We start from the raw sequence: 24,684 nt of genomic DNA on the forward strand, positions 1-24,684 counted from the left end.
TTGGTTTATGATATAAATATGGGGGCAAAGTCGGTTTTTATCAATAATGTATCGATGAATAGCGCTTTTGTATTGGTGAATGTAAAAAGGATTGGAAAAAAGTTTAAACCGCCTGTAAATAACCAGGTAATCAGTACCTGATCCGTTTGGATAGCCGTAAACAGGGCAGCTCCACCATGCGATAAAACAGGTAAGCAAAACTGATACTCACAGCAATGCCTGTTAAAAACTCAAACGCCCTGAATCCAAATGTTTTTGGCAGGTGCATACCCATAAAAGCTACAAGACTACTCCCAACAACATCATGAGTAAGGTACAGCGAAAAAGAGATTTTGGAAAAAAAGGCAATAGCAGGGTGGCGCTTTAAAGGCAGTATTAAAAGGACAAGTGCCAGAAGGCCGGCAGCCATAGGAAGCCACCCCGCACTATAAAAACCATAAGCGCTTACAGCTACACCGTATATCGAAACTTCAGCTACCCCCTTTTTACCTGTAAGGTACAGGTAATATAATATCCCAAGAGCAAAAAAAGGAAAAACGTTTAATAGTGTTGATCCGGGTACGGGTATAAATAAAGGCAATAAGCAAATCAGGGGCAGGGAGATGGCGCCCCATTTTTTTATAATAATTGGAAAGAAAACGCCGATGAACAGGTAATATTGAAACTCAATCCCCAGCGTCCAGTAAACGGGGTTCAAATAAGGGCGACCAATAAAATTGTTGATATAAGCTAAGTGGGTTAATATGTTACTGATATCGGGCCGATAATTTGCTTCTAATAAATACCCGGCCAAAATGGTCAATAATATGGAGACTATGTAAGGGGGCTCAATGCGTGTTATTCTTTTTAAAATGTATTTGGGGAATAAGGCCCAGCTATAATTTTCAGGAATAGCCCAGCAAATTATAAAACCGGATAACAGGAAAAACATCTGCACGCCCAGCCAGCCATAGTGTAAGCCGGGCAATGATTTGCCGCCAAGATGAAACAAAGCTACCGCCAATGAAGCTATTGCCCTGATATAATCAACCTGCTGAATATGTTGCCTTGTTTTATTGTTTGCTAAAGTCATTTATATAAAAACCAAATGCGTAAAGCTTAAAGCCAATTGATTAATATTATTGATAAGCCGATTGAAAGAATTGCGCTCATTTTACTTCTGTTTTGACCAGTTGCGTGCAAAATCATTATAGCTTTCGCTTACCGGGAGCTCAACATTTGTAAGCCGCACCTTACGGTTTTGGATAGACCGGATCTTATTAACAGGTACGATATAGCTGCGGTGAATGCGCTGAAATTTGGCGGAGGGCAATTTCTCCAATACCTTTTTCATGGGTATCAGCGTAAGGACGGTTTTATCATTAGTGATATGGATCTTGATATAATCCTCCATACTTTCAATATATTCAATAGTATCCAGGTCTATTTTAACCATGCGGTATTCGGAGTATACATACAGGCTTTCTTCAGCTTCGTCGTCGGTGGGCTTGTTTTTGTACTTGTAGTAATCAATGGCCTTTTCAACGGCTTTGGTAAAGCGTTTAATATCTATCGGTTTTAAAATATAATCAATCGCTTCCAGTTCAAAACCCTCATACGCAAACTTTTTATAGGCGGTAGTAAATATTACCATGGGTTTTGCCTGCAAAGAGCGCACAAGGTCAATGCCGGTAACATCGGGCATGTTGATATCAACAAAAAGAAGATCTATTGGGGTGTTTTTTAAAAATTCGGCGCCGGTTATAGCATCTTCAAAAGTATTAACCATTTGCAATGCCGGGAAGCGTGATACATATTCGTTTACAAGCCTTAAGGCCAGCGGTTCATCATCAATGGCGATACATTTAAGCACCATAATTTAAGTTTGTAAAGTAAGTTGAACAATATACTCATTATTCAGGCTGCTTATATTTAACAAATGCTTGCCGGAATATAAATATTCCATGCGCTGTTTGATGATGTTTATGCTGATGCCGGTACGCTGGTAATTTCTTTGCCGTACACCAAAGACCCGGTTTTTGCAGTAAAATGAAATATTGCGCTCATTAATATTAATCCTGATATAAATAGCAGCAGGTTCGCGCTTGCTTACGCCATATTTGTACTGACCCTGGGTATTTAAAAAAACAGCGGAAAGGCCATGAACAGTCTTAAGTTAAAAGTCTATAGTTCTAAGTCGCAAGGTAGTATACAGATCAACACTTCAGACTTTCGACTTCTGACTCAAAACTTACCCATGAATAGTTTCACCCTTACCGTAGTTCTGAATTACCTGGGCTTCATATTCCAGAAATTGTTTCCAGCGGGCTTCAACATCAATTTCTTCAGCGTATTTTTTGGCCAGCCGAATAAACATGGAGTAGTGGGTTGCTTCGCTTACCATTAGTTCGTGGTAAAAAGTGGCCAGTTGTTCATCATTAATATTTTCGGACAGCACTTTGAAGCGTTCGCAGCTCCTGGCCTCTATCATGGCCGAAAACAGCAGCCTGTCAATTAGCTGGGCTTCGCGGCCACCGCCGGTGATGATAAATTTTCTGAGCTCGTTCACATAGTTGTCCTTCCGCTCGCGGCCAAGAATATAACCGCGTTCCAATATAATATCATGTACGCGTTTAAAATGATCCATTTCTTCCTGCACCAGCAGGGCCATTTCCTGTACTAATTCGCTCAGGTTTGGGTTTTGAACAATAAGGGTAATGGCATTGCTGGCAGCCTTTTGTTCACAAAAAGCATGATCGGTCAAAATTTCTTCAATATTGCTCTCTACCACGTTTTTAACCCAAAGCGGATCGGTAGGCAACTGCAGTTTTAGGATGGTTTTCTCACTCACAGTACAAAGATAGTTTTTGGAGGTGAAAGGTTAAAGGCGAAAGGTAAAAGGTATTTTTACCGTGGAGATAAAAAAATGAAGACCATCTTTATGGGATAGCCTTCGTTATTGGCGCTTGATCCGGTATGAGTACCGGTTGCCGTGTTTAGCACATCATGCCGGCAGTAAAAACCATACCAGCAAGGTTTTTCTATAGCATTAGTTAAATCAACTAAAACTAAGCAGATCAATTGTAAATACCAAAACCGAATTTGCGGGGATGCTTCCGGCCGCACTATTGCCGTAGCCTTCTCTTGAGGGAATCACCAAAATAATCCGACCGCCGGTTTTGACATACGGCAGGCCCGATTGCCAACCCTTAATAAGGCCCTGCAGGCTTTGGTTTATGGTGCCCGAGTCAAATGTAGTTCCATCCAATAGTTTGCCGGTATAGGTTACTTTAACGGTCGAGTTAATGGTTGGATTTGCACCTGTTCCCTGTGTTACTATCTTGTAATAAACACCAGATCCATCAGCTGTAGCATGAAAAGCAGTGTCGGTACCGACATAAGCTTTAATTGCGGCATCATCCGTGGCTGCCTGTTTTGAGGCATCGAATTTGTCTTTTGAGCACGAGGTTAGGATCACCAATGGGGCGAATACGAATAATAGAAATTTCTTCATTAGTTAATAGTTCTGTTTCTGTTTGGATTAATTTGACGCGCAAAAGCTACAGAACGCTACAATAATTGAACTTATTTTGGGAAGATTAGTTAAATTCTGTTAAATCGACAGTGAACACCAATACCGAATTTTCGGGGATGCGGCCTACGCCATTGGCACCATAGGCAAGGCCCGAGGGTACAATGAGCAATATGGTGCCGCCCGCTTTTACCAACGGGATGCCTATTTGCCAGCCTTTAATCAAACGGTCTAACGAGCTTGAAAAACCGCTCGCTTTATCAACTACCATATCATTTAACAATGCTGCGGTATAATTTACAGTGACCAACGAATTTTCGTTAGGATTCCTCCCCTTACCTTCGGATAAAACCTGGTAATAAATACCGGAGGGGTGTTTCTGCACTTTGATCTGCGGGTTGGCCTTCAGGTAAACGCGGATCAGCGAATCATCTGTTTTGGCTTGTTTAGCCCGGTTTAATTTCGCTGAATTATCACATGACATCATCAGTGTAATAATAACCGCGCTTAGCAATAGAATGTATTTTTTCATGATGGAGGTCCAAATAAAAGCCCCCTTTGCAATAAAGGAGGCTCAATTTATGTTTTGGGTTGATTAAACCGTTGTTTTTATTTTTAGTTCGGTCATTTGTGCTTCGGCAATGGTTGATGGTGAATCGATCATCACATCGCGGCCCGAATTATTTTTAGGAAATGCGATCACATCGCGAATTGAATCCAAACCTGCAAATATCGATGCCAAACGATCGAAACCAAAAGCAATACCACCATGCGGAGGTGCTCCATATTCAAAAGCATCCATCAAAAAGCCAAACTGTTTTTGTGCTTCCTCCGGCGAGAAACCAAGGTGCTTGAACATCAATGATTGCAAGCCGCGGTCGTGGATCCGGATAGAGCCACCACCAATTTCGGTACCGTTGATCACCAAATCATAAGCATTGGCACGTACAGCTCCCGGTTCGGTATCCAGCATGGCAATGTCTTCGGGTTTTGGCGAGGTGAACGGATGATGCATAGCATGATAACGGCCACTTTCTTCGTCCCACTCCAGCAACGGGAAGTCAACAACCCATAGTGGTGCAAAAGTATTTTTATCGCGCAGGCCTAAACGGTTGCCCATTTCCAAACGTAGTTCATTCAGTTGTTTGCGTACTTTATCGGCACCACCGGCCAGGATCAGCATCAAATCGCCTTTTTCGGCATTGAAAGCAGCGGCCCAGTTGGTCAGCTCATCTTCATTATAGAATTTATCGACTGATGACTTCAGAGTACCATCCTCATTGTAACGGCAGTATATCATGCCAGTTACACCGATTTGCGGGCGTTTTAACCACTCGGTAAGCTCATCAACCTGTTTACGGGTATAACCTGCGCAGCCTTTGGCGTTGATGCCAACAACCAGTTCTGCATTGTCAAAAATGCTAAATCCTTTGCCTTTAACAATATCATTCAGCTCAACAAACTCCATCCCAAAACGTAGGTCGGGTTTGTCAGATCCGTATAAACGCATAGCATCTGAATACAACATGCGCGGCAGTTCAACCAAATCAATACCCTTTACAGTTTTGAACAGGTGACGGGTAAGGCCTTCAAAAATATTCAGGATATCTTCCTGGCTCACAAACGAAAGCTCGCAGTCGATCTGCGTAAACTCTGGCTGGCGGTCGGCACGTAAGTCCTCATCCCTGAAACATTTTACGATCTGGAAATAACGGTCAAAGCCGCTCACCATCAATAATTGCTTAAAAGTTTGAGGTGATTGTGGCAGAGCGTAAAACTCACCTGCGTTCATACGGCTTGGCACCACAAAGTCCCGCGCACCTTCCGGGGTCGATTTGATCAGTACCGGGGTTTCAACTTCGATGAAATCAAGCTTATCTAAATATTTACGCACTTCCTGCGCCATCTTATGGCGAAGTACCAGGTTGTTGCGGATAGGGTTACGGCGCAGGTCGAGGTAGCGATATTTGGCACGCAGTTCCTCGCCGCCATCGGTTTCGTCCTCAATCAGGAACGGCGGCAGCTTGGCGGCATTAAGCACTTCAATATCAGTAACGGCAATTTCAATTTCGCCGGTTGGGATTTTGGTATTCTTGCTGGCCCGTTCAATTACATCACCGGTAACTTTGATCACAAACTCACGACCAAGCCCGCGGCTTTTTTCGCGCAAGGTAGCATCTGTATCTGTGTTAAATATCAATTGGGTTAAACCATAACGGTCGCGCACGTCGATAAAAGTGGTACCGCCCAAATCGCGCGATTTTTGTACCCAACCGCATAAAGTAACTGTTTGGCCTAAATGGCTGATATTTAATTCGCCGCAGGTATGAGTTCTAAGCATAACAATGTTTTATAAAAGTCTGCAAAAGTAGGGTTTTGATTTCGGATTTCGGATTTTCGATTTCGAATTTAGTAACATGTTAATTTAAAAGCCAATAAAGGCTTTAAAAATATATTTAGGCATAAAGCAATTAGTAAGATTTGAATTTTGAGGTAATACTGCAATCCTGAGTTCTGAAGCCATTTATAAGTTGCAGATAGATTTATAAATTGAACTTCTTAGGATTTCTTCGGCTATCTCTAACCGTTAAAATTTCGATATATTCTGAAGTAATTCGATAATAGACAATATAATCACGAATGATTTTTATCCGGACAAGTGGAAAATCAGTAGGTCTTCCTATTTCGGGTGACGTTGCAATAATTGCGAAACTCGCTTTAAATAAATGGTCGAGCTTTAAGCTATATGTATTTGATTTATTTCTTTCTATCCAGTATTCTAAAATATCCACCCATTCCTGAACAGCTCTTGTTGACCATTTTATCTCCCTAAGCATTTATCAATCAAATTATTTACTGCATCATTTGTTAAAAAATTGCCGTTTTCAATTTGATCAATTCCCTCTTTAACTGCCTTAACTTCATCCGCACTCAATATGTAGATATCATTAGCTTCAGTATCAAGATCAATAACTCTTGAAATTTGATTTAGTAACGCAACATCATCTGTATGATTGATTTTGTCTATAAGCTTTTCCTTTAACTCAACTGCCGTCATTTTGATTCTCGCTTTTATCAAAAATACGCATATAGTTTCAATATATTGAAACATTAGCTCCCAATTCTCAAATCAAAACCTATCTTTGCTTCAATAATTCTCAAGGGGTGCCTTGCTTTGGTTGCAAAACAAACTGCAGATTGTTTTACCAAACTGAAAGACGGGCTGAGATCATACCCAGGGAGTAAGTCAATAAGTACTAAGTTTTAAGCCTTAAGTCAAAGCGACTTTGGACTAACGACTTCCGGCTCACGACTTCCCCCCACACCTGATCCGGATAATGCCGGCGGAGGGATAAAGGTAAATAAGTTAAGTGTACTGCCGCGTTACCCTGGCGCGCAGATGGTTTAACTCAATTTTTGTTTTACAACATTTTGAAAAATTTATTTGTGGCTGTTATGGCCCTGTTGTTGCCTGTTATGGCATCGGCCCAGCTTTCCATTTCGGGGAAAGTGACCAATCAATCCGGCGAAGCATTGCCCGGCGCAACTATTACTATTTTAAACCCGCAGCAAAGCACCGTTACCGACGCTGCAGGTAAGTATAGTTTTAACGATCTGAAAAAAGGCAATTATGCCGTTAAAGCAAGCTATATCGGCTATCAACCTTTAACCAAAAGTGTTACGCTTGCTGCTAATCAATCAATTAACTTTTTATTGGGCGGCAGTACATTTACTGCCGATGAGGTTACTGTAACCGCTACCCGTGCAGGTAAAAACTCACCTACAGCATTCACTAACCTCAGCAAAAAAGATCTCGAAAAAAACAACTTTGGCCAGGACCTGCCTTATCTGCTTAACCAAACGCCATCGGTAGTGATCAACTCTGATGCAGGTACGGGTATAGGTTATACAGGGATCCGCATCCGAGGGTCAGACGCATCGCGTATTAACGTAACGGTTAACGGCATCCCTCTAAATGACGCGGAAAGCCAGGGCGCATACTTTGTTGATCTGCCCGACTTCGCATCATCTATCAACACCCTGCAAATCCAGCGTGGTGTGGGTACCTCAACCAATGGAGCAGGTGCCTTTGGCGGTAGTATCAACGTACAAACGGCTACTCGCAGGGATACCGCCTATGCTCAGCTCGATAACTCGGCAGGTTCATACGGTTCACTAAAAAACACCGTAAGCGTAGGGACTGGTCTGCTTGGCGGCAGGTTCAGTATCGACGGCAGGTTATCGCGCATCCGTTCCGACGGGTATATCGCCCGTGCATCATCCCGGTTAAAATCATTTTTTGTAAGCGGTGCTTATTATGGTGATAACAGTACTTTAAGATTAAACGTGTTCTCGGGCCATGAGCGTACTTACCAGGCCTGGAACGGCGTAGCCGATTATGTAATAGGCGATGATACCCGCCCGGATAACCGTACTTATAACGAACTGGGAGATATGGGTAACGGAGCCTTTTATAAAGACCAGGTTGACGATTACCTGCAAAACCATTACCAGTTGCTATACGATAAAAAGTTTTCGGATAAACTGTCGTTCAGCGGGGCCCTGCATTACACTCATGGCGAAGGATATTACGAAGAGTACAGGAAAGGAGATGCTGTGAGTAATTATGGTTTATCACCTGTTATTTATGGTACCGATACCATTTCAACCACTAATCTTGTTCGCAGGCTTTGGCTTAATAATGATTTTTATGGTGTTACTTATGCCTTAAAATATCAGCCTACTACCAAACTGAACTTCAATCTTGGTGGCGCCTACAACGAATATAAAGGTGCGCATTATGGTAATATTATTTCTGCCGAAGAAAGCATAGGCGTTGGCCCTAACTATCAATACTATCGGGATAATGCTAAAAAGAAAGACTTTAATATTTTTGGCCGCGCCGAATGGCATGTAGACAAATTTTTGTTGTATGCCGATATGCAATACCGTCACATTAATTATTCATTTTACGGTATCGACAAAAACCTTAACAATGCCCAGCAAACAGCGCAGTTAAACTTCTTTAACCCTAAAGCAGGTGTTACTTACCAGTTTAATGAGCACAGTAATGTGTATGCCTCCTTTGCGGTGGGCAACCATGAGCCCAACCGCGATGATTATGTCGACTCGCCTCCGCAAAACCGGCCGAAACCAGAAAACCTGAAAGATTTTGAGGCTGGCTACCGCTTCAGCTCACCTGTTTTTAGTGGGGAGTTGAATGGTTTCTACATGCTATATAAAAATCAGTTGGTATTAACCGGGTCATTGAATGATGTAGGTAGCCCGGTGCGTACCAACGTAAAGGACAGCTACCGCGCGGGTTTGGAATTCAGCGGAAAAGTGAAAATCACTGATCAGTTAAACTGGAGCGCTACCGCAACCCTCAGCACTAACAAGATTAAAAACTATCACCAGTTTTTCTCTAATTATGATGATGGCTCGCTGGTTGAGGAAACATTTGCCAAAACAGATATCGCCTATTCGCCGTCATTCACCGGTTCAAGCGTAATCAGTTACAGCCCTGTTAAAGGCGGGGAAATTGCTTTCATCAGCAAATATGTAGGCAAGCAATACTTAGATAATACCATGAACCGTAATCCCGAAGGTTTTGGCATAGCGCCCGATAATGCGGCTAATCCTTATGCCGCCAACCGTTTGCTGAACAGCTTTTTTGTGAACGATGTGAGGCTGAGGTACAGCTTCAGTGTTCGCTCGGTTAAAAACATAACTGTTGGCCTGCAGGTTAATAATATCTTCAGCGAGAAGTATGAAAACAATGGCGCTACCTACCCGGATATTGAAGGCGGGCATGTAATTAACTACAACTATTACTTCCCGCAGGCGCCGCGAAACTTTATGGCATCGTTGAGTCTGGGATTTTAATGGGCACTAATTTTATATCGACACAAATTTTACGAATTGGATCAAATTTCACGAATTGAAAATTAGGATATGCAACACTGGCTCGACCTGTTCATTGAACAAATAAAGGAAACTACCTGGCTGCAATGGCTTGCTGTTGCGCTGGGTGTTACCGAGGTGCTGCTGGCCCGCGTAAATAACATATTGTTGTACCCGGCAGGGATACTGGGTACGGCCATATCCATATTTCTGTTGATGGAAGTTCATTTATATGCCGAATCGGTACTGAACGGCTACTACATTGTAATGAGCGTTTATGGTTGGATCTACTGGGTAAAGAAACGGAACGAGCCTTCGGTAAAAATTACCTACTCCACCAAAAGTGAATGGATAATAAGTTTGGCGATCAGCATTGTGGGTTGGGTGGTATTTTATTACATGATCAAAAACCTACCTGCTAAGTATTTTACACCGTCAAACGTGCCCGGCTGGGATGCTTTGGTATCCTCTACCGCCTGGGCAGGCATGTGGTTGCTGGCCCGCCGAAAAATGGAGAACTGGATCTTTCTGAACATCTCCAACTTTTTTGCCGTGCCCTTGCTGTTTTATAAAAAGCTGCCCATGTTTGCCATGCTTACGATATTCCTATTCATCGTAGCGATATGGGGGTATTTTGAATGGAAGAAACAGGTAGAGGCAGAGCGGTTGGTGGTTGGAGATTAGAGGTTAGGAAAAATATTCAATGGCCAGGTTGTACCAGGTGTTCAATTTTAAAAAGTGTAAACACCCGGCGTTTTTTGAAAAACAAATATGGTTGATAGTCAATGCTTTACGAATTGGTTAAAATTCAATTTTAATCAAGTTGAACGCCTTGGTTCTGGTAATCAGCGCTTTGTGTTTTTAAGGAGCCGAAACGTTGAACACCCGTTTTTCAAAAATTGAACACTGACAAAATACTGTCAGTATCTTTTGTTATCCTGATGGTAAATTGAGTATTGCCTGTTACGCTTTAAGCCTTTTGCTTTCAGCTTTAAGCTAAATAAAAAATGCATCCATCACAAAATTTAAAACCCGAATGGGTAGATATCATACGGAAAGCAGCTCCTGCAGCTGAGCAGGCCGGCAGGCTGCAGCCCAGCCAGCTGGCGCTTATTTATGAGCAGGGCTGGTTTAAATTTTTAGTGCCGAAAGCTTATTCCGGTTTGCAATTGGCGTTGCCGCAAATGGTACGGCTGGAAGAAAGTTTGGCCTGGGCCAATGGCAGTTTGGGTTGGGTAGTGACCCTTTGTGCAGGTGCAGGTTGGTTTGGTGGATTTCTGGATCCAGCTTTAGCTGCAGAGATCATGGCCAATCCGCAATTATGCCTGGCAGGTAGCGGTGCATCAACAGGTACAGCTACCATCAGCGGAGATGGCTATATCATCAACGGTGCCTGGCAATATGCCAGCGGTGCGCATCATGCAACCCATATCACCGCAAATTGCATCATTAAAAAAGGCGATGAAACTGTTTTGAATGATGAGGGCGAACCGCTGATACTTCCTTTTGTTTTCGACAAAAAAGATGTTAGTATTTTTCCGGCCTGGAAATATGTTGGCATGATGGCTACCGGGAGCGATGCCTATGAAGTAAAAGACCTGTACGTTGATAAAAACCGCAGTTTTAAGATCGACCCACAGTATACGGTTATCGACGAGCCTTTATACCGCTACCCCTTTCTGCAATTAGCCGAAGCAACGCTGGCCGCTAACCTTTCGGGATTAGCTGTTCATTTTCTTGACCTGTGCGGACCGGCCTTTGATGAACGGATGAAAAACCCGCGTTTAACCGAGCCGCAAAAAGAATACATTCAACAACTATTGGCCGATCAGATCATTTTACTCAATGAAGTCCGCGCCGAATTTTACCAGGCTGTTGATTACTCATGGAACAACTTTGACTCGGCCGATAATAACTGCTTACAGGAAGTAAGTTTAATGAGCCGGAAGCTGGCCAAAGTTTCGCGCGAAAGTGTGGATAGGCTTTATACCTACTGTGGTTTATCCGCCGCCAACCCCGATACGGAAATTAACCAGGTATGGCGGGACCTGCATACCGCAGGGCAACATTCGCTGTTAACCTTTGAATCGATTGATTAAAAGATATTCATTTAGCTCGTTCGTGACCCCGGAAAAAATCGGAATGACATTTGAAATTTATTTAAAGATGGTGCATGGGGCTGCGTTAGGGATGGGAGCGGATACCGGCCTGTGGCTAAGGCCTTGTGCCGTATGAGCGTACAGCCCGGGCCGCAGGCAACGCCCATATTTATAAATCAATTAAAAAACGCATCCGATAATCCATAACTTACATTCACGTCATAACGTCCCTTCAGAGCCTCTCGCAGAGAGACCCTGAGGGAACATGAACTTTATTCCGTAAAACACACCTTTCGCCTTTTACCTTTATCCTTTCACCTCAAATCAAACCTTCGCAAACTTCTTCACCGTTTCGGTTACATGTGCCAAATGATGGTTGCTATGCCATGCGTACAGGGCCAGTCCTTTTTTCAGCGATATCGTTTCGCCCGAGGCCGGATGAACAAAAGTGCGTGCCCATTCGTTTTCGGTGAAACTTTCAAACAGGGCTACAAAATGCTGATGGATGCCTTCCAGCATTTTTAATGATGGCTCAACCGGCAGGCGATAATCTGGTAGTAGCGCCCAGTCGGCCTCTTCATATGGCTTTATAGTTGGGTTATTTTCAGTGAGGGCAAGCTTAAAGCGGGTAATGGAATTCATGTGGCTATCGGCCAAATGGTGAATCACCTGGCGCAGTGTCCAGCCGCCGGTGCGGTATGGCGTATCCAGTTCCTGGTAATTAAGGCCGGCAATTGCATGACGCAGCTTCCCCGGCAGGGTAGCAATATCTTCAATCCAGCCGCGCATATCTTCGGTAGTGTATGAAGCCGGGGGCGCAAACTTCCCGATAGGGTATTTCATTTGTTCGTCTGTCATCATAAATGTTAAAAAAATTTAAATTAGGTATTATTTTATACTACCACAAGCTTTTGACCTATTTTAGCGTTCTGTAGATTGTTAATTTAACTAATGATAAAAAAGTTACTGGCGGTACTTTTAGTTTTTAACTGTACGCTATCCTTTGCGCAAACCATTAAAACCGATATATTAGTTGTAGGCGGAAGCGCAAGCGGAACAGCCGCCGCCATACAAGGTGCACGAAGCAAACTAAAAACCATGCTGGTTGAACAAGGCCCCTGGCTTGGCGGCAGCATAACAGCTGGCGGGATGAGCATAATTGAAGGTAACCGCAATTTACCAACGGGCATCTGGGGCGAGTTCAGGCGCAGGGTTCGGGATTTTTACAGCAAAACCCCGGGTTATGATACGGCTTACAATGCTACGCTAAGATTTGAACCATATACCGGGGCAGCTATCCTCAAAAAAATAACCGACACGGTAAAAAACCTCACCGTAAAACTAAATACCCCATTTACAGGCATTAAAAAAGATGGTACCGGCTGGGATGTAAGCTTTTCTATCGATGGTAAAACCACAATCGTAAAAGCCAAAGTTGTAATTGATGCAACCGAAACCGGCGATGTAGCTGCCAAAGCAGGCGAAACCTATGTTTATGGTTTTGAGAGTAAAAAACAAACCGCCGAGGCCCTGGCGCCTGATATTGAATCGGCACAACTACAGGACTTAACATGGATCGCCATTTTGAAAGATTTTGGCGCTTCCGCCGATAAAACTATTCCCAGGCCCGAAGGATATGATACAGCAGCGTATACCTGCCTTAAGGGTAAGAATATTAAAAAAATGCTTGATGACGGCAGGCTGCCCAATGATAAATACACGATCAAATGGGCCGAATGCGGAAACCAGTTCCCAGTTGCCCCTGATAATTTAAAGCCGGAAAACCGGGAAGCTTTTTTTGCCAAAGCACGCTTGCATACTTTAGGTTTGATTTACTATCTGCAAACCGAACTGGGCTACAAAAACCTCGGTTTGGACGAAGACTTTACTACCCCCGATCATTTGCCATATATTCCATATTTGCGCGAGGCAGGTCGCGCGACAAAAGGATTGGTGAGGATGATGCTGGATGATGTGTACAAACCTTACGACCGCGAATCAAAGCTTTACCGTACAGCAATTGCCGTTGGCGATGCTTCCCCGGGGCAGCATTATACAGATGCCAATGTTCCGAAAGTTATTTACCCGCCTTTCCCTGCCTATGGCGTACCGCTGGGGGCTATTGTGCTTAAAGACCTGGATAATTTACTGGTAACGGAAAAAGCCATGTCGGTAACGCACCTGGTAAATGCTAGCACCATGTACCCCTCGGTACAAATGGCTATTGGGCAGGGCGCCGGTGCAACCGCAGCCTATTGCGCCTTTTTTAAAACCACTACGCAAAACTTAAATGTGCGGATAATCCAGGGTGAACTACTTGATTTTAAAGCCTGGATCATGCCTTTTGCCGATATTAAACCAACCGACCCGTATTTCAGGGCAATACAACAAATAGGTGCTTCAGGGTTATTAAAAGGCGTACAAAAAACGGAGGGCAATACTGCGCGTTTGTTATTTCAGCCTGATTCCTTAGTTGCCACAGCCGAAATCAAACCAACACTGGAAGAGATTTATACCCGGGGCTTTTTATGGTTTAATAAAGAGAAGCCCGGCCCGGTGTTCACGGTAGGAAACCTATTATCGTTTATCAGCGAAACCACGCTAACCGATCCGCATACTTTGGAAATTGCCATGCAAAAGGCCTGGAAAGATCAATATAAATTCAGTTCTGCTTTTGATATGAAACGGCCGGTAACCCGCCGGGAGTTTGCCATACTGGCCAACAGGTTTTTTAATCCTTTTGCAAGGTCGGTGGATATTGCGGGGAGGATGGTGAATTAAGTGGCATTTATTGTTTTAAGCGAGGAATTATAAAACTGTATATTTACATAAAATAAGAAGTATCTTCACTTATTTATGGCGGAAATAAACGATATACAGATCAAGAATTTCAAATCGATCAAATCACTAAAGATTAACGGTTGCAGGCGCATTAATCTTTTTATAGGTCGCCCTAATGTTGGTAAGTCCAATATTATTGAAGCGCTCTCGCTTTTTACTACGCCGTTTCTTCGCCCTTCATCTGCCAAATCTTTTACCAATTTGGTTCGATATGAATCGGAGCCTGAAATTTTTTATCGAGGTAATATCCAGAAGCCGGCTACTGTTTATGCAGGAAATAACATTGCAAAAATCTTTTATGATCGTGAATCGGGTTTGGAAATTTCATTGGATGGAGAAAATTATTCAATAAAGCTCGAAGTTGACGATAATTCAAACGTTAAGCCAAGTAGGATGGCTAACATTGCGCCAACAAGTATCAGGCGTTATATTTTCAATCCAAATACAACTTATCACAAAGGAACAGCCAGAACATTAATCCCACCTTATGGCTACAACCTGTTGAATGTTATTGAGCAAAACGAAGATTTGCGTTTAGAAATCTCAGGTTGGTTTGAGGAATATGGACTATCTTTAGTTTTTGACCGCGCAAGCCAGCAGTTAAAAATTTTGCAAAATAACAAACGGGATAAGGACATCTTCCTGATACCATATAATTCAGTGGCAGATACGCTTCAACGGATGGTGTTTTTCAAGACTGCAATAGCAAGCAGTTCAAATTCTGTATTGCTTTTTGAGGAACCGGAGGCTCATTCATTTCCGCCTTATATAGCGAAAATTACGCAGGAAATGATTTACAATCAGTCAAACCAATATTTCATGGCCACGCACAGTCCTTTTATTCTTAATGACTTTTTGGAGAACGCCATAAATGACCTGTCAGTTTATTTGGTCGATTATGAACGTCACGAGACGAAAGTCGTAAGGCTGACTGATAAGCAACTTCACGAAATTTATCAAAATGGGGTCGACCTGTTTACCAACAGCGAAAGTTATTATATCTGATGGATCTTTGCTTTATCCCTGAATGCTTTGTAGATACTAATTTGCTGGAAACTCTTGTTCCTCCGCAAAAGCAATATAATCATCAAAAAGGCTGCGGTACCGTAACTAAGGTGATGAAAGAAAAGTTTAAAAATGACTTTTCAGTTGGTATTATTGATAAAGATAAAAAGCAGGTTGACTATTTGAACGAGTTTGAATTAGTGATTAACAGTGATCCGATTTTTTTGCACAAACATAAAAGCAAGCATCATTATATCATCCAGATAAGTCCGGCTATCGAACAGTTTATGCTTAGCGAAGCTGCGGGTGCAGGCGTTGATATAACTGCTTATGATCTTCCATCCGAGCTGCTGAAACTCACGAAAATCGCAAAGTCAACAACCAGTAAAAATGATTCACGGTTCAAACGATTCTTCACCGCCCTTATTCAAAACAAAGCATCTAATCTGGTAAAGTTAAAAAAATGGATTAAGTATCTTAAGACGGAGACCTATAAGGCGGATGTAGACGCGATGAGAAATCTTTAATTTGAGTTTTTACGATTAATGAAATGTTTCTGTGCAGATGCTCGTTCTCTCTACAACTCCAATTCCAGCTGATCCCCCGGTCCAAGGTCTTTATCATCCCGCTGCTTAACCGGCAATTCGCCAAAGTTTGAAAGCGAAATGCCCAACAGCCGCACTTTTACATCATCAACACCTGTTGAGGCCATTAATTGTTTGGCCGTATGGCTGATTGTTTCCAGATCGTTTACTGGTGTTGGGAATGATTGGTTGCGGGTGATCTGTTTAAAATCATGATATTTTACCTTGAGGGTGATGGTACGGCCTTTCAATTCATATTTAAGCAGCCGGTTATGAACCGTGATCGCTATTTTATCCAGTTCAGCCTCCATTTCCTCAAGAGTTGTCAGGTCATAAGCGAAAGTATCTTCGGCGCCCAGTGATTTGGTTTCGCGGTGGGGTTGCACTTCGCGGTTATCAATACCGCGCACTATCTGGTAGTAAAATTTGCCAACCTTGCCAAAGTGTTTTACAAGGTCACTTTCTTCCATTCGTTTCAGATCGGCTCCGGTGTGCAGGCCCATCTGTTTCATTTTTTGAGCGGTCACCTTGCCTACACCAAAGAATTTTTCGACAGGTAGCTGCTCCATAAAGTTTTCGATGCTTGATGGCCCGATAAACTTCAGGCCGTCGGGCTTATTAATATCAGAGGCTATTTTGGCTACAAATTTATTGATAGACACTCCTGCCGATGCGGTGAGCTGCAGTTCGTCTTTAATAGCCTGTTTGATAAGTTTGGCTATTTCAATGGCCGAGCCGATGTCCTGCTTATCGTTGGTTACATCCAGAAAAGCTTCATCTAAAGAGAGTGGTTCTATCAAGTCGGTATAACGGCTAAAGATCTCCCGGATATGCTGTGATACCTCCCGGTATACATTAAACCTTGGCCTTACAAACAAAGCATGCGGGCAAAGCTGTAATGCTTTTTTTGATGACATTGCCGAACGGATGCCAAATTTTCGGGCCTCGTAACTGGCGGTAGCCACCACACCTCCCCGACCTTCGGGCAAACCGCCAACCACCAAAGGTTTACCCCGGTATTCTGGAAAATCCCGTTGCTCAACCGACGCGTAAAAAGCATCCATATCAATATGGATAATTTTACGGTGGATATTTGGTGATTGCTCCGTCATGGTGATGAAAGCAAATATAGGCGGGTTGCTGGCTTGCTGCAATTGTTGTGGCAGATTGAAAGCCTGTTAACTTAGAGTGAAAAGCCTGGGAATGTGCGATTCCCCTCTTGAGAGGTGTGGCGGTGTGTGTTTTTGCTTTGATAAGCCGACCACCGCAGAAACACATCTTAACTCGCGCTCGTTTTTAACCTACCGTGCACCCATATCTTTAAAAAAAATGTCATTTCGATAGAGCTGGGCAAGCCTAAGCATAGGAGCGAAAGAGAAATCTTATACGCCCTGTAGAGCCGCTTTACATAGTTTAGAGCTGGATGTATAAGATTTCTCCTCACCACATCCGCAAATTCCCTAACAGGTTCGTCGATATGACATCTTCTTTTAATTCATAATACTAATAATTAAAAAGATATGGGTACACGGTAGGTTTGTAACGAGTGCGTAGCTGGGTTTGCGTTTATAACGCACGGGCGATTGCAGTAAGCTTGACGGAAGGACGCTTGAACATGCAAAGAGGATCTGAAAAATCAACTCTCGGTATCTCCCGGTAAAAATTGAAGTTTCTGTTGAAAATACGCATCCCAGCTGTGCTGTTGCTTACGATCTGTCATGTGAGCCGTGTCCTCATCATAATCGGCATTGAGCTGTTTATACTTGGCGTCGATGCGGTTAAAAATGGCCATGGCTTCGTAGTTGTAATTATTGCTGAAACGGGTATTGCTTACTATGCGTAACAGCTCCTGCTGCTCTAAAAACGCAATGGTGTAATGGCCCTGCTCATGTTTCAGTATTTCGCTGAGTTGCTGCGGCGTATTAACCCTGCTTTTATCAAGCCATGATTTATTGTTGTTAAGGATGAGCCTGATGTTAAAATTAAGCCGGTAACCCCTGCCTTCGCGCCGGGCCTGGTACCGGTAGTCGATGGTGCAGTTGGTATAAGCTACAACGCCGCCGGCATTAGCCCGCGGCGTTCCCCAAAAATCATTGGCAGTTAACTGGTGAAATGACTGTGCCGAAGCAGGCGCAATCATCATTAAAACGCACATGGCCGCAGGGCCTATCACTTTCACTATATTTCTTTTCATTTAAAAAACTGGCGGTTTCAAACTTTTACTTTTTGACGTTGTCGGTATGTAAAAGGTTTAAGGCCATCATTTCTTTTAACGTATGTTGCATCTGATCGGTTGAGCCATCCAGGAAAATAACATTCCCTTTTGAGTTTTCGGAAAAGTGTTTGATGGATTCTGTCCACATGGTGAACAAAATCACCGAGGTATCCATGTTGGCTTCGGCCATTTCTTTAGCAGCTACAGTCATACCGCGGGCAACTTCCTCGCGGAACAGCGCAATGCCCTGGCCACGTAATTGAGCTGCCTCACGCTCGGCCTGGGCCGAAATTTTGATGGCGTTACCCTCTGCCTCGGCAGCTTTGGTTTTGGTGATGAGCAGGGCCTGGCCTTCGTTTTCGGCAGCGGCCTTCAGGTTGTTTGATGCCACCACCTGGCTCATTGATTTCATGATCACATCATCAAAAGTAATATCGTTTAACTGGAGGTCCTGCAGGTGGTAGCCCCAGCCTTCCAGTATCACATCCAGTTGCTCTTTTACGTGTTCCACAATATCGCGGCGTAATATCAGTACCTCGCTCTGGCGTTTGGTGGCTACAAAAGCACGGATGGAGCCTTCAACCGTACGGATCAGGGCCTGCATCAGGTTGCGCTCGTCAACAAATTTAAAAGCTACGTTTTTGATGGTTTCTTCCTGCTGGTCCAATACCGAGTACAGCAGCATGGCCTTAAAATACACATTAGCCTGGTCGTAAGTTACCGCCTGGAACTCCAGCTCAACCGAGCGATTTTGGATAGAGATTTTGGAGTAAATGTTTTCGATAAAAGGGATCTTGAAATTAAGCCCCGGGGTTAGGATGCGGCGGTATTTGCCAAATACGGTGATGACTACTATAGTGCCCTGTTTTACAGACACAAACGAGGTGGAAATAGTAATAAGGATAACAGCAAAAATGATGATTGTTATCAATGATCCAAATGATTCGGGCATGGTTTGGTTTATTATGTTTAAAATAAAAGTAGCATTAATTATTGGTGTGTTATTTGTTTTTTAAAAAATGCTTATAAAAAACAACACACCTGTCATGAACTTAAAACGAACTTTTGGAGCTATATTGAGCGTGCTTGGTATAGTTGGCCTTATTTATACCGGTGTAGCTATCATAAACCATAGCGCACAAATAACCACCATGGTGGTAATAGGTATTATCTCATTAATATTTTTTACAACGGGTATCAGCCTGGTGCGTAATACTAAGGATGAAGCGGCTTAAATGTGCATGTTAGCTGCAAATTGCATAGTTACTCACCCGGTCTGCGCTTCGCTGGACCACCCTCTCTCCGGCTGTGCCGCAAAGAGGGTGGGAAAAAATTAAAATCCCCTCTTTGCGCAGCATAGAGGGGTGACGAGCGTAGCGAAGTCGGGGTGAAGTCGGGGTGAGTCCACACGTTGGCTTAATTTACCCTATGTCTTTTTTATCTGCTGATATTTTAAATAGCCGGATTAAGGCTGATCTCCCCGGTGTCGGATATAAGTAATCCCGCATCGGGGAAATCAGCTTCTGTAAGTTCCCTGATCCGGATAGCAGCACGGTTAAGCGAATCAAGCTCAAGCCCTTTATCATGCGCCTGCCTTAGGGATATGATGCGTCCGTTTAAAAACTCCCCCTTTTTGTTCAGCTTTACTTTTAATAATGGCGCCAGGCCGCAAACCCCTGCCACACTTACTGATTTATAAGTACAAAAGTTACCGAGACTGTAAGCGATCAGCCGGTTTTTATAAACCTCCATTGCCCGGCTCACGTGCGGGCCATTGCCCAATATAATATCCGCACCGGCATCAATAGCATTATGGGCAAAGGCATTTACATCGCCACGCTTTTCGCTGATGAATGATTCCATTGCAAAAGGAATATGTTCATAAGCTACGCCCTCGCCACCACCATGAAACGATACAATGAGAATATCACATTGCTGTTTCAGTTGGCTTATGATACGGGTTGCGTTCTTTAGGTTGAGAATAGGCAGGGTATTGGCATTGGGGGCAAAAGCGCAAAAGCCATATTTAACACCGTTACGTTCGAACACTGTGGAGGGGTGGCTAAGCAATCCGCCATAATTAATCCCTATGCTATCAAGTACGTGAGTGGTACTTATCCGGCCCGTATCGCCAAAATCGCCTATATGATTATTGGCCAGGCTCAGCAAGTTAAAACCGGCGTTTTTAAAAACGCCGGCATAAGCCGTTGGCATCCTGAACAGGTACGCCTTGCTTCTTTGATGCAGTTTATAATGTGCCGGATTTCCTCCGTCAAGCAAGCTGCCTTCAAGATTGCCAAAGGTTACGTCGGCGTTTCTTAGTTCGTCGGCAATAACATTAAAGCTGTTTTTAGCACTGTCAGGCGGGAGGGTGTAATTATTAGGGTACGATGTTCCGAGCATCATATCACCAACAGCGGCAATGGATATGGATGAATCATGCTGAACAACGGCTGTAGTTGTTGTAGCGGCAGTATCGGGTTTAGGTGCAGGGGCCAGGATTTGTTTTTTATTTGGCGGATGGTTACACGCCTGTAAAAACAGCGCCAGGCAGGCTGCCGTGAGCAATAAAAATTTCATTATAAAAAAAATCCCCTCACCGGGATGAAGGGACCAAAATAGTTTATTTATTTCAAAATCGTTTAGTTCTTGCTTTCGTCTACGTCGTCGCCCATGTCGTTGCTACCCGTCGATGCCGAACCTTTAAACTCGTCCTTAAATGAAGCTAACAACCTGCCGCCTTTATAAAAGAAACGGCTGTAGTAAGCATCGTCAAGGCTACTGATGGCTACACCCCTTGACGAGGCATGAGCAAATTTATTATTACCTAAATAAATACCTACATGCGAAATGCTGCGGCTGTGGATCTTAAAGAAAACCAAATCGCCTTCTTTTAACTCATCCTTACCAACAGGGTTAACCATGCTGAAAATATCGCGTGAGTTACGTTTAATATCAAGGTTAAAAACTTCGCTGTACAATTCTTTGGTGAAGGCTGAGCAGTCAATGCCTCTTCTTGAGCTTCCGCCAAAATGGTAAGGGGTACCAATCCAATCGTAAACAAAGTGAAAAAGTTTCATGTTTGAGGTAGCAGATAAAGCAACTCCCATAATTTGGGAAAAGTATGCTTTACCTAAACTTTCCTGGTCGTCTTTGTTATCATCACTGGTGCTTTGGGCACTTTTGGTTTGAGCTTGTGAAGCTACGACGCTGAAAAGTAAGGCAATAGCCAGGGCAAATTTCTTCATTTAATCAGTTTGTTTGTTGAGTTAGGACAACAAATTGTTTATTAAATCAGACACTATGTCTATCGTGCTCTACAAAACTATTTATATTTTTTAAAATTGCAAATAAATGCAGCTTATTTTTCAAAAAATATAAAAAAGTGCTTTTTATTACACATCCTTTTAATAAACAGGCTTTTGTACGTGTATTAATGTAATTTGGTTGTAATTATTTAAAGGCTTTTTTTAGTCTTTCGCGAAAAACAACCCTTCTAAAACTTCGCAAAACGATAATTTATTGCCTCCTGGTGTGTTTTTTTAAGTTCTATTTTAACTCAATGGGACATGCCAAACTAATAAACAGCCGGTTTGTTGTGTTTAAATAAACTTTAAGGCCACCAAATAAAATTTTGCAACAATTTGCTTGAGGTTTCGATATTTTGCAGGATATAATTAGATTTGCGCTTTACTCCAAAAAGGTTGTTTAATACATGAGTTCAATCGAAATAAACAAGGACACCTACCTGATGTGGTACGAACAGATGCTATTGATGCGCAGGTTCGAAGAAAAAACAGGACAGTTATACGGACAACAAAAGATCAGGGGCTTTTGCCACTTATATATTGGGCAGGAGGCTGTTTTGGCCGGAGCCATGTCTGTAATTAAACCTGAAGACAGTATGATCACCGCATATCGCGATCATGCTCATGCACTTGCTAAAGGTGTAACTCCAAACGCCATTATGGCCGAAATGTATGGTAAAGCTACCGGATGCTCAAAAGGCAAAGGTGGTTCTATGCACATGTTTGATAAAGAAAAACATTTTTATGGTGGTCACGGCATTGTGGGCGGCCAGGTACCACTGGGTGCCGGGATTGCTTTTGCCGAAAAATATAAAGGTACCGAGTTTGTGAACATTGCCTATATGGGTGATGGTGCCGTACGCCAGGGCGCGCTTACCGAAACCTTTAATATGGCTGCGCTTTGGAAACTGCCTGTAATTTTTGTTTGCGAAAACAATGGTTATGCCATGGGTACTTCTGTTGAGCGTACAACCGCGCAGACTGATATTTATAAACTAGGCCTGCCTTATGGAATCCCTTCATCGCCGGTTGATGGTATGGACCCTGCTGCGGTACACGTAGCAATGGACGAAGCTGTTCAGCGCGCACGTGCAGGCGAAGGCCCAACCTTCCTTGAAATGCGTACTTACCGCTATAAAGGTCACTCCATGTCCGATCCGCAAAAGTATCGTACTAAAGAGGAGTTGGAAAGCTATAAAGCGAAAGACCCTCTTGAGGCTACCAAACAAACTATCCTTGCCGAAAAATATGCTGATGAAGCATGGTTTGACGAAATGGACGCTAAGATCAAAGCTATTGTTGACGAAGCTGTGAAGTTTGCTGAAGAATCGCCATGGCCGGATGCATCTGAATTATATACAGATGTTTACGTTCAAGAAGATTACCCTTATATAAGGGACTAAGTTTTAAGTCGAAAGTACTAAGTCGAAAGCCTATAGTCTTTGCGGTCAAAAAAAAGACTTCAGGCTAAAAACTTCAGACTTTAAACTTCACGATAAGAACTAACTATATTTATACTGAATTTATAATACTATTAATATATGGCCGAAGTAGTAAAAATGCCTAAAATGAGCGATACCATGACCGAAGGGGTATTAGCGAAATGGCATAAAAAAGTTGGCGACAAGGTTAAATCGGGCGATGTACTGGCCGAGATTGAAACTGATAAAGCTACCATGGATTTTGAATCGTACCAGGATGGTACATTGCTGTATATAGGTATACAGGAAAGTGCTGCCGCCCCGGTTGATTCTGTAATTGCCATTTTAGGTAAAGAAGGTGAAGATTATAAGTCTTTACTTGACCAGGCTGGCAGTGGCGCTGCCGCAGAGCCTGCTAAGGAAGCGGCACCAGCTGCCGACAAAGCACCTGCCGCTACTCCGGCACCAGCCGCCCCTAAGGTTGATTTATCAAGCATTCCGGCTACGGTTATCCGCATGCCATTATTGAGCGATACCATGACCGAAGGTACCATTGAAAAATGGAACTTTAAAGTTGGCGATAAAGTAAAAGCAGATGATTCACTTGCTGATGTGGCAACCGATAAGGCTACCATGGAAGTTGTGGGTTACGAAGCCGGTACCTTGTTATATATAGGTGTTAAAGAAGGTGAAGCCGCTAAAGTAAATGATATCATTGCCATAGTAGGTAAAGAAGGTACCGACATTACCCCGTTATTACAGGATGGTGGTTCGGCCCCTGCCGCCGCTGAAGCTGCCCCTTCTGCTGAAGCTAAAACAGCTGAAGCTGCCCCTGCTGCCACAACTGAAAGCTCATCTGATGATGATAGTCGCGTAAAAGCATCTCCGCTGGCACGTAAAATAGCTAAAGATAAAGGTATCAACCTTAATGATGTAAAAGGCAGCGCTGAAGGCGGCCGTATCATTAAAAAGGATGTGGAAGAATATACACCGTCGGCTAAACCGGCTGCGGCTCCTGTTACTGAAGCTGCACCTGCTGCCGCTCCGGCTGCTGCTGCAAAAGCACCTATCGTATTGCCAACCTTTACAGGCGAAGAGAAATTCAGCGAAAGGCCGGTTACTCAAATGCGTAAAGCTATCAGCCGCCGCCTAAGCGAAAGCTTGTTTACTGCTCCGCATTTCTATGTAACCATGAGCATTGATATGGACCAGGCTATTGTGGCCCGTACCCGTATGAACGAGATCGCCCCGGTTAAAATTTCATTTAATGATTTTGTTGTTAAAGCCTGCGCTGTTGCTTTAAGGCAGCACCCTGCTATCAACTCATCATTCCTGGGTGATAAGATCCGCACTAATGAGCACGTTCACGTTGGCGTTGCCGTTGCTGTTGACGAAGGTTTATTGGTACCGGTTATCAAATTTGCCGATGGTAAATCATTAAGCCACATTTCGGTTGAAGTGAAAGAGTTTGCAGGCAAAGCAAAATCTAAAAAACTACAGCCAAACGAAATGGAAGGTTCTACTTTCACCATTTCAAACCTTGGTATGTTTGGCGTTGACGAGTTTACGGCCATCATTAACACACCAAACGCATGTATACTTGCTGTAAGCGGTATTCAGGCTGTTCCGGTTGTTAAAAATGGTGCGGTAGTACCTGGCAACATCATGAAGGTTACCCTGAGCGCCGACCACCGCGTGGTTGACGGTGCTACAGCTGCTGCCTTCCTGCAAACATTAAAGCAATTATTAGAAGAGCCGGTAAGGCTGCTGATATAATTTCGGATATCGGATTTTCG

General features: G+C 43.3%; 23 protein-coding genes. 9 read left to right on the forward strand and 14 right to left on the reverse strand.

What is annotated here, in order from left to right; translation table 11 throughout:
- Positions 1-130 precede the first annotated feature (130 nt).
- From J3L18_RS27850 to J3L18_RS27885, 8 genes are all read right to left on the reverse strand, one after another.
- Entirely contained in the window at positions 131-1,072 is a 942-nt protein-coding gene (locus tag J3L18_RS27850) for an acyltransferase family protein (RefSeq protein WP_129567937.1), read from the reverse strand.
- Positions 1,073-1,153: 81 nt separating this feature from the next.
- Positions 1,154-1,855 carry a LytR/AlgR family response regulator transcription factor gene (locus tag J3L18_RS27855; RefSeq protein WP_129567938.1) on the reverse strand — a complete coding sequence of 234 codons (702 nt, stop codon included), beginning with the start codon at positions 1,853-1,855 and terminating at the stop codon, positions 1,154-1,156.
- Positions 1,856-2,230: 375 nt separating this feature from the next.
- Complete coding sequence (locus J3L18_RS27860) at positions 2,231-2,830, reverse strand: MiaE family protein (RefSeq protein ID WP_208057661.1); 600 nt, start codon at positions 2,828-2,830, stop codon at positions 2,231-2,233.
- Between the two features lie 207 nt (positions 2,831-3,037).
- Positions 3,038-3,493, reverse strand: coding sequence for an FKBP-type peptidyl-prolyl cis-trans isomerase (locus J3L18_RS27865; protein WP_129567939.1), 456 nt, complete (start codon positions 3,491-3,493; stop codon positions 3,038-3,040).
- A gap of 85 nt (positions 3,494-3,578) precedes the next feature.
- Positions 3,579-4,043: an FKBP-type peptidyl-prolyl cis-trans isomerase gene (locus tag J3L18_RS27870; RefSeq protein ID WP_129567940.1), complete on the reverse strand. Its 465-nt coding sequence runs from the start codon at positions 4,041-4,043 to the stop codon at positions 3,579-3,581.
- Between the two features lie 63 nt (positions 4,044-4,106).
- The gene (aspS, locus tag J3L18_RS27875; RefSeq protein ID WP_129567941.1) at positions 4,107-5,852 is read right to left on the reverse strand and encodes an aspartate--tRNA ligase; all 1,746 of its coding nucleotides are present in this window, start codon (positions 5,850-5,852) and stop codon (positions 4,107-4,109) included.
- A 202-nt stretch (positions 5,853-6,054) separates the two neighbouring features.
- Positions 6,055-6,348: a type II toxin-antitoxin system RelE/ParE family toxin gene (locus J3L18_RS27880; protein ID WP_129567942.1), complete on the reverse strand. Its 294-nt coding sequence runs from the start codon at positions 6,346-6,348 to the stop codon at positions 6,055-6,057.
- Positions 6,333-6,569 carry a hypothetical protein gene (locus J3L18_RS27885; protein ID WP_129567943.1) on the reverse strand — a complete coding sequence of 79 codons (237 nt, stop codon included), beginning with the start codon at positions 6,567-6,569 and terminating at the stop codon, positions 6,333-6,335. The genes J3L18_RS27880 and J3L18_RS27885 overlap by 16 nt, the downstream gene beginning before the upstream one ends.
- Positions 6,570-6,943: 374 nt before the next feature.
- Between J3L18_RS27885 and J3L18_RS27890 the strand changes: the two genes are divergently transcribed.
- From J3L18_RS27890 to J3L18_RS27900, 3 genes are all read left to right on the forward strand, one after another.
- Positions 6,944-9,397, forward strand: coding sequence for a TonB-dependent receptor (locus J3L18_RS27890; RefSeq protein ID WP_311084708.1), 2,454 nt, complete (start codon positions 6,944-6,946; stop codon positions 9,395-9,397).
- Positions 9,398-9,466: 69 nt separating this feature from the next.
- The gene (pnuC, locus tag J3L18_RS27895; protein ID WP_129567944.1) at positions 9,467-10,099 is read left to right on the forward strand and encodes a nicotinamide riboside transporter PnuC; all 633 of its coding nucleotides are present in this window, start codon (positions 9,467-9,469) and stop codon (positions 10,097-10,099) included.
- 323 nt (positions 10,100-10,422) lie between these two features.
- The gene (locus tag J3L18_RS27900; RefSeq protein ID WP_129567945.1) at positions 10,423-11,514 is read left to right on the forward strand and encodes an acyl-CoA dehydrogenase family protein; all 1,092 of its coding nucleotides are present in this window, start codon (positions 10,423-10,425) and stop codon (positions 11,512-11,514) included.
- Between the two features lie 324 nt (positions 11,515-11,838).
- Here J3L18_RS27900 and J3L18_RS27905 read toward each other — a convergent pair whose 3' ends face one another.
- Complete coding sequence (locus tag J3L18_RS27905) at positions 11,839-12,375, reverse strand: YfiT family bacillithiol transferase (RefSeq protein ID WP_090532080.1); 537 nt, start codon at positions 12,373-12,375, stop codon at positions 11,839-11,841.
- Between the two features lie 90 nt (positions 12,376-12,465).
- On the opposite strand from J3L18_RS27905, the gene J3L18_RS27910 reads away from it, so the two are divergent.
- The 3 genes from J3L18_RS27910 (at position 12,466) to J3L18_RS27920 (ending at position 15,887) form a co-directional block, all read left to right on the forward strand.
- On the forward strand, positions 12,466-14,295 hold the full coding sequence (locus J3L18_RS27910; RefSeq protein WP_129567946.1) for an FAD-dependent oxidoreductase: 1,830 nt from the start codon (positions 12,466-12,468) through the stop codon (positions 14,293-14,295).
- 75 nt (positions 14,296-14,370) lie between these two features.
- Complete coding sequence (locus J3L18_RS27915; protein ID WP_129567947.1) at positions 14,371-15,360, forward strand: AAA family ATPase; 990 nt, start codon at positions 14,371-14,373, stop codon at positions 15,358-15,360.
- Positions 15,360-15,887 (forward strand): hypothetical protein, encoded by a 528-nt coding sequence (locus J3L18_RS27920; protein WP_129567948.1) that lies wholly within the window; start codon positions 15,360-15,362, stop codon positions 15,885-15,887. Before J3L18_RS27915 ends, J3L18_RS27920 begins: the two co-directional genes overlap by 1 nt.
- A gap of 50 nt (positions 15,888-15,937) precedes the next feature.
- Here J3L18_RS27920 and dinB read toward each other — a convergent pair whose 3' ends face one another.
- The 3 genes from dinB to J3L18_RS27935 all read right to left on the reverse strand — a co-directional run bounded on the left by dinB (position 15,938) and on the right by J3L18_RS27935 (position 19,111).
- Positions 15,938-17,056: a DNA polymerase IV gene (gene dinB, locus J3L18_RS27925; protein WP_129567949.1), complete on the reverse strand. Its 1,119-nt coding sequence runs from the start codon at positions 17,054-17,056 to the stop codon at positions 15,938-15,940.
- A 524-nt stretch (positions 17,057-17,580) separates the two neighbouring features.
- Positions 17,581-18,138 carry a DUF922 domain-containing protein gene (locus J3L18_RS27930; protein ID WP_129567950.1) on the reverse strand — a complete coding sequence of 186 codons (558 nt, stop codon included), beginning with the start codon at positions 18,136-18,138 and terminating at the stop codon, positions 17,581-17,583.
- Positions 18,139-18,163: 25 nt separating this feature from the next.
- Entirely contained in the window at positions 18,164-19,111 is a 948-nt protein-coding gene (locus J3L18_RS27935) for an SPFH domain-containing protein (protein WP_129567951.1), read from the reverse strand.
- A gap of 94 nt (positions 19,112-19,205) precedes the next feature.
- Here J3L18_RS27935 and J3L18_RS27940 point away from each other — a divergent pair, with 94 nt between their 5' ends.
- On the forward strand, positions 19,206-19,394 hold the full coding sequence (locus J3L18_RS27940) for a hypothetical protein (protein WP_090534854.1): 189 nt from the start codon (positions 19,206-19,208) through the stop codon (positions 19,392-19,394).
- Between the two features lie 217 nt (positions 19,395-19,611).
- On the opposite strand, the gene J3L18_RS27945 is transcribed toward J3L18_RS27940, so the two are convergent.
- Together J3L18_RS27945 and J3L18_RS27950 are read right to left on the reverse strand one after the other, a co-directional pair.
- Positions 19,612-20,739: a CapA family protein gene (locus J3L18_RS27945; protein WP_129567952.1), complete on the reverse strand. Its 1,128-nt coding sequence runs from the start codon at positions 20,737-20,739 to the stop codon at positions 19,612-19,614.
- 62 nt (positions 20,740-20,801) lie between these two features.
- Positions 20,802-21,407 carry a C40 family peptidase gene (locus J3L18_RS27950; RefSeq protein WP_112658808.1) on the reverse strand — a complete coding sequence of 202 codons (606 nt, stop codon included), beginning with the start codon at positions 21,405-21,407 and terminating at the stop codon, positions 20,802-20,804.
- 467 nt (positions 21,408-21,874) lie between these two features.
- On the opposite strand from J3L18_RS27950, the gene pdhA reads away from it, so the two are divergent.
- A complete protein-coding gene (pdhA, locus tag J3L18_RS27955; RefSeq protein ID WP_090534807.1) occupies positions 21,875-22,870 on the forward strand; it encodes a pyruvate dehydrogenase (acetyl-transferring) E1 component subunit alpha in 996 nt (331 codons plus the stop codon).
- A 138-nt stretch (positions 22,871-23,008) separates the two neighbouring features.
- Positions 23,009-24,664 (forward strand): dihydrolipoyl dehydrogenase family protein, encoded by a 1,656-nt coding sequence (locus J3L18_RS27960; RefSeq protein WP_129567953.1) that lies wholly within the window; start codon positions 23,009-23,011, stop codon positions 24,662-24,664.
- Positions 24,665-24,684: the final 20 nt, after the last annotated feature.

Origin of the sequence: Mucilaginibacter gossypii, assembly GCF_017569325.2 — a bacterium.
Taxonomy (GTDB): Bacteria; Bacteroidota; Bacteroidia; order Sphingobacteriales; family Sphingobacteriaceae; genus Mucilaginibacter; species Mucilaginibacter gossypii.

Excerpts from the sequence above, each read along its gene's own strand:
- J3L18_RS27855 (WP_129567938.1), bottom strand. The coding sequence starts at position 1,855 with ATGGTGCTTAAATGTATCGCCATTGATGATGAACCGCTGGCCTTAAGG.
- J3L18_RS27900 (WP_129567945.1), top strand. The coding sequence starts at position 10,423 with ATGCATCCATCACAAAATTTAAAACCCGAATGGGTAGATATCATACGG.
- J3L18_RS27945 (WP_129567952.1), bottom strand. The coding sequence starts at position 20,739 with ATGAAATTTTTATTGCTCACGGCAGCCTGCCTGGCGCTGTTTTTACAG.
- J3L18_RS27915 (WP_129567947.1), top strand. The coding sequence starts at position 14,371 with ATGGCGGAAATAAACGATATACAGATCAAGAATTTCAAATCGATCAAA.
- J3L18_RS27870 (WP_129567940.1), bottom strand. The coding sequence starts at position 4,043 with ATGAAAAAATACATTCTATTGCTAAGCGCGGTTATTATTACACTGATG.
- J3L18_RS27885 (WP_129567943.1), bottom strand. The coding sequence starts at position 6,569 with ATGACGGCAGTTGAGTTAAAGGAAAAGCTTATAGACAAAATCAATCAT.
- J3L18_RS27850 (WP_129567937.1), bottom strand. The coding sequence starts at position 1,072 with ATGACTTTAGCAAACAATAAAACAAGGCAACATATTCAGCAGGTTGAT.
- J3L18_RS27880 (WP_129567942.1), bottom strand. The coding sequence starts at position 6,348 with ATGCTTAGGGAGATAAAATGGTCAACAAGAGCTGTTCAGGAATGGGTG.
- J3L18_RS27930 (WP_129567950.1), bottom strand. The coding sequence starts at position 18,138 with ATGAAAAGAAATATAGTGAAAGTGATAGGCCCTGCGGCCATGTGCGTT.
- J3L18_RS27865 (WP_129567939.1), bottom strand. The coding sequence starts at position 3,493 with ATGAAGAAATTTCTATTATTCGTATTCGCCCCATTGGTGATCCTAACC.
- J3L18_RS27935 (WP_129567951.1), bottom strand. The coding sequence starts at position 19,111 with ATGCCCGAATCATTTGGATCATTGATAACAATCATCATTTTTGCTGTT.
- J3L18_RS27910 (WP_129567946.1), top strand. The coding sequence starts at position 12,466 with ATGATAAAAAAGTTACTGGCGGTACTTTTAGTTTTTAACTGTACGCTA.
- J3L18_RS27940 (WP_090534854.1), top strand. The coding sequence starts at position 19,206 with ATGAACTTAAAACGAACTTTTGGAGCTATATTGAGCGTGCTTGGTATA.
- dinB (WP_129567949.1), bottom strand. The coding sequence starts at position 17,056 with ATGACGGAGCAATCACCAAATATCCACCGTAAAATTATCCATATTGAT.
- aspS (WP_129567941.1), bottom strand. The coding sequence starts at position 5,852 with ATGCTTAGAACTCATACCTGCGGCGAATTAAATATCAGCCATTTAGGC.
- J3L18_RS27960 (WP_129567953.1), top strand. The coding sequence starts at position 23,009 with ATGGCCGAAGTAGTAAAAATGCCTAAAATGAGCGATACCATGACCGAA.
- pnuC (WP_129567944.1), top strand. The coding sequence starts at position 9,467 with ATGCAACACTGGCTCGACCTGTTCATTGAACAAATAAAGGAAACTACC.
- J3L18_RS27950 (WP_112658808.1), bottom strand. The coding sequence starts at position 21,407 with ATGAAGAAATTTGCCCTGGCTATTGCCTTACTTTTCAGCGTCGTAGCT.
- J3L18_RS27905 (WP_090532080.1), bottom strand. The coding sequence starts at position 12,375 with ATGATGACAGACGAACAAATGAAATACCCTATCGGGAAGTTTGCGCCC.
- pdhA (WP_090534807.1), top strand. The coding sequence starts at position 21,875 with ATGAGTTCAATCGAAATAAACAAGGACACCTACCTGATGTGGTACGAA.
- J3L18_RS27920 (WP_129567948.1), top strand. The coding sequence starts at position 15,360 with ATGGATCTTTGCTTTATCCCTGAATGCTTTGTAGATACTAATTTGCTG.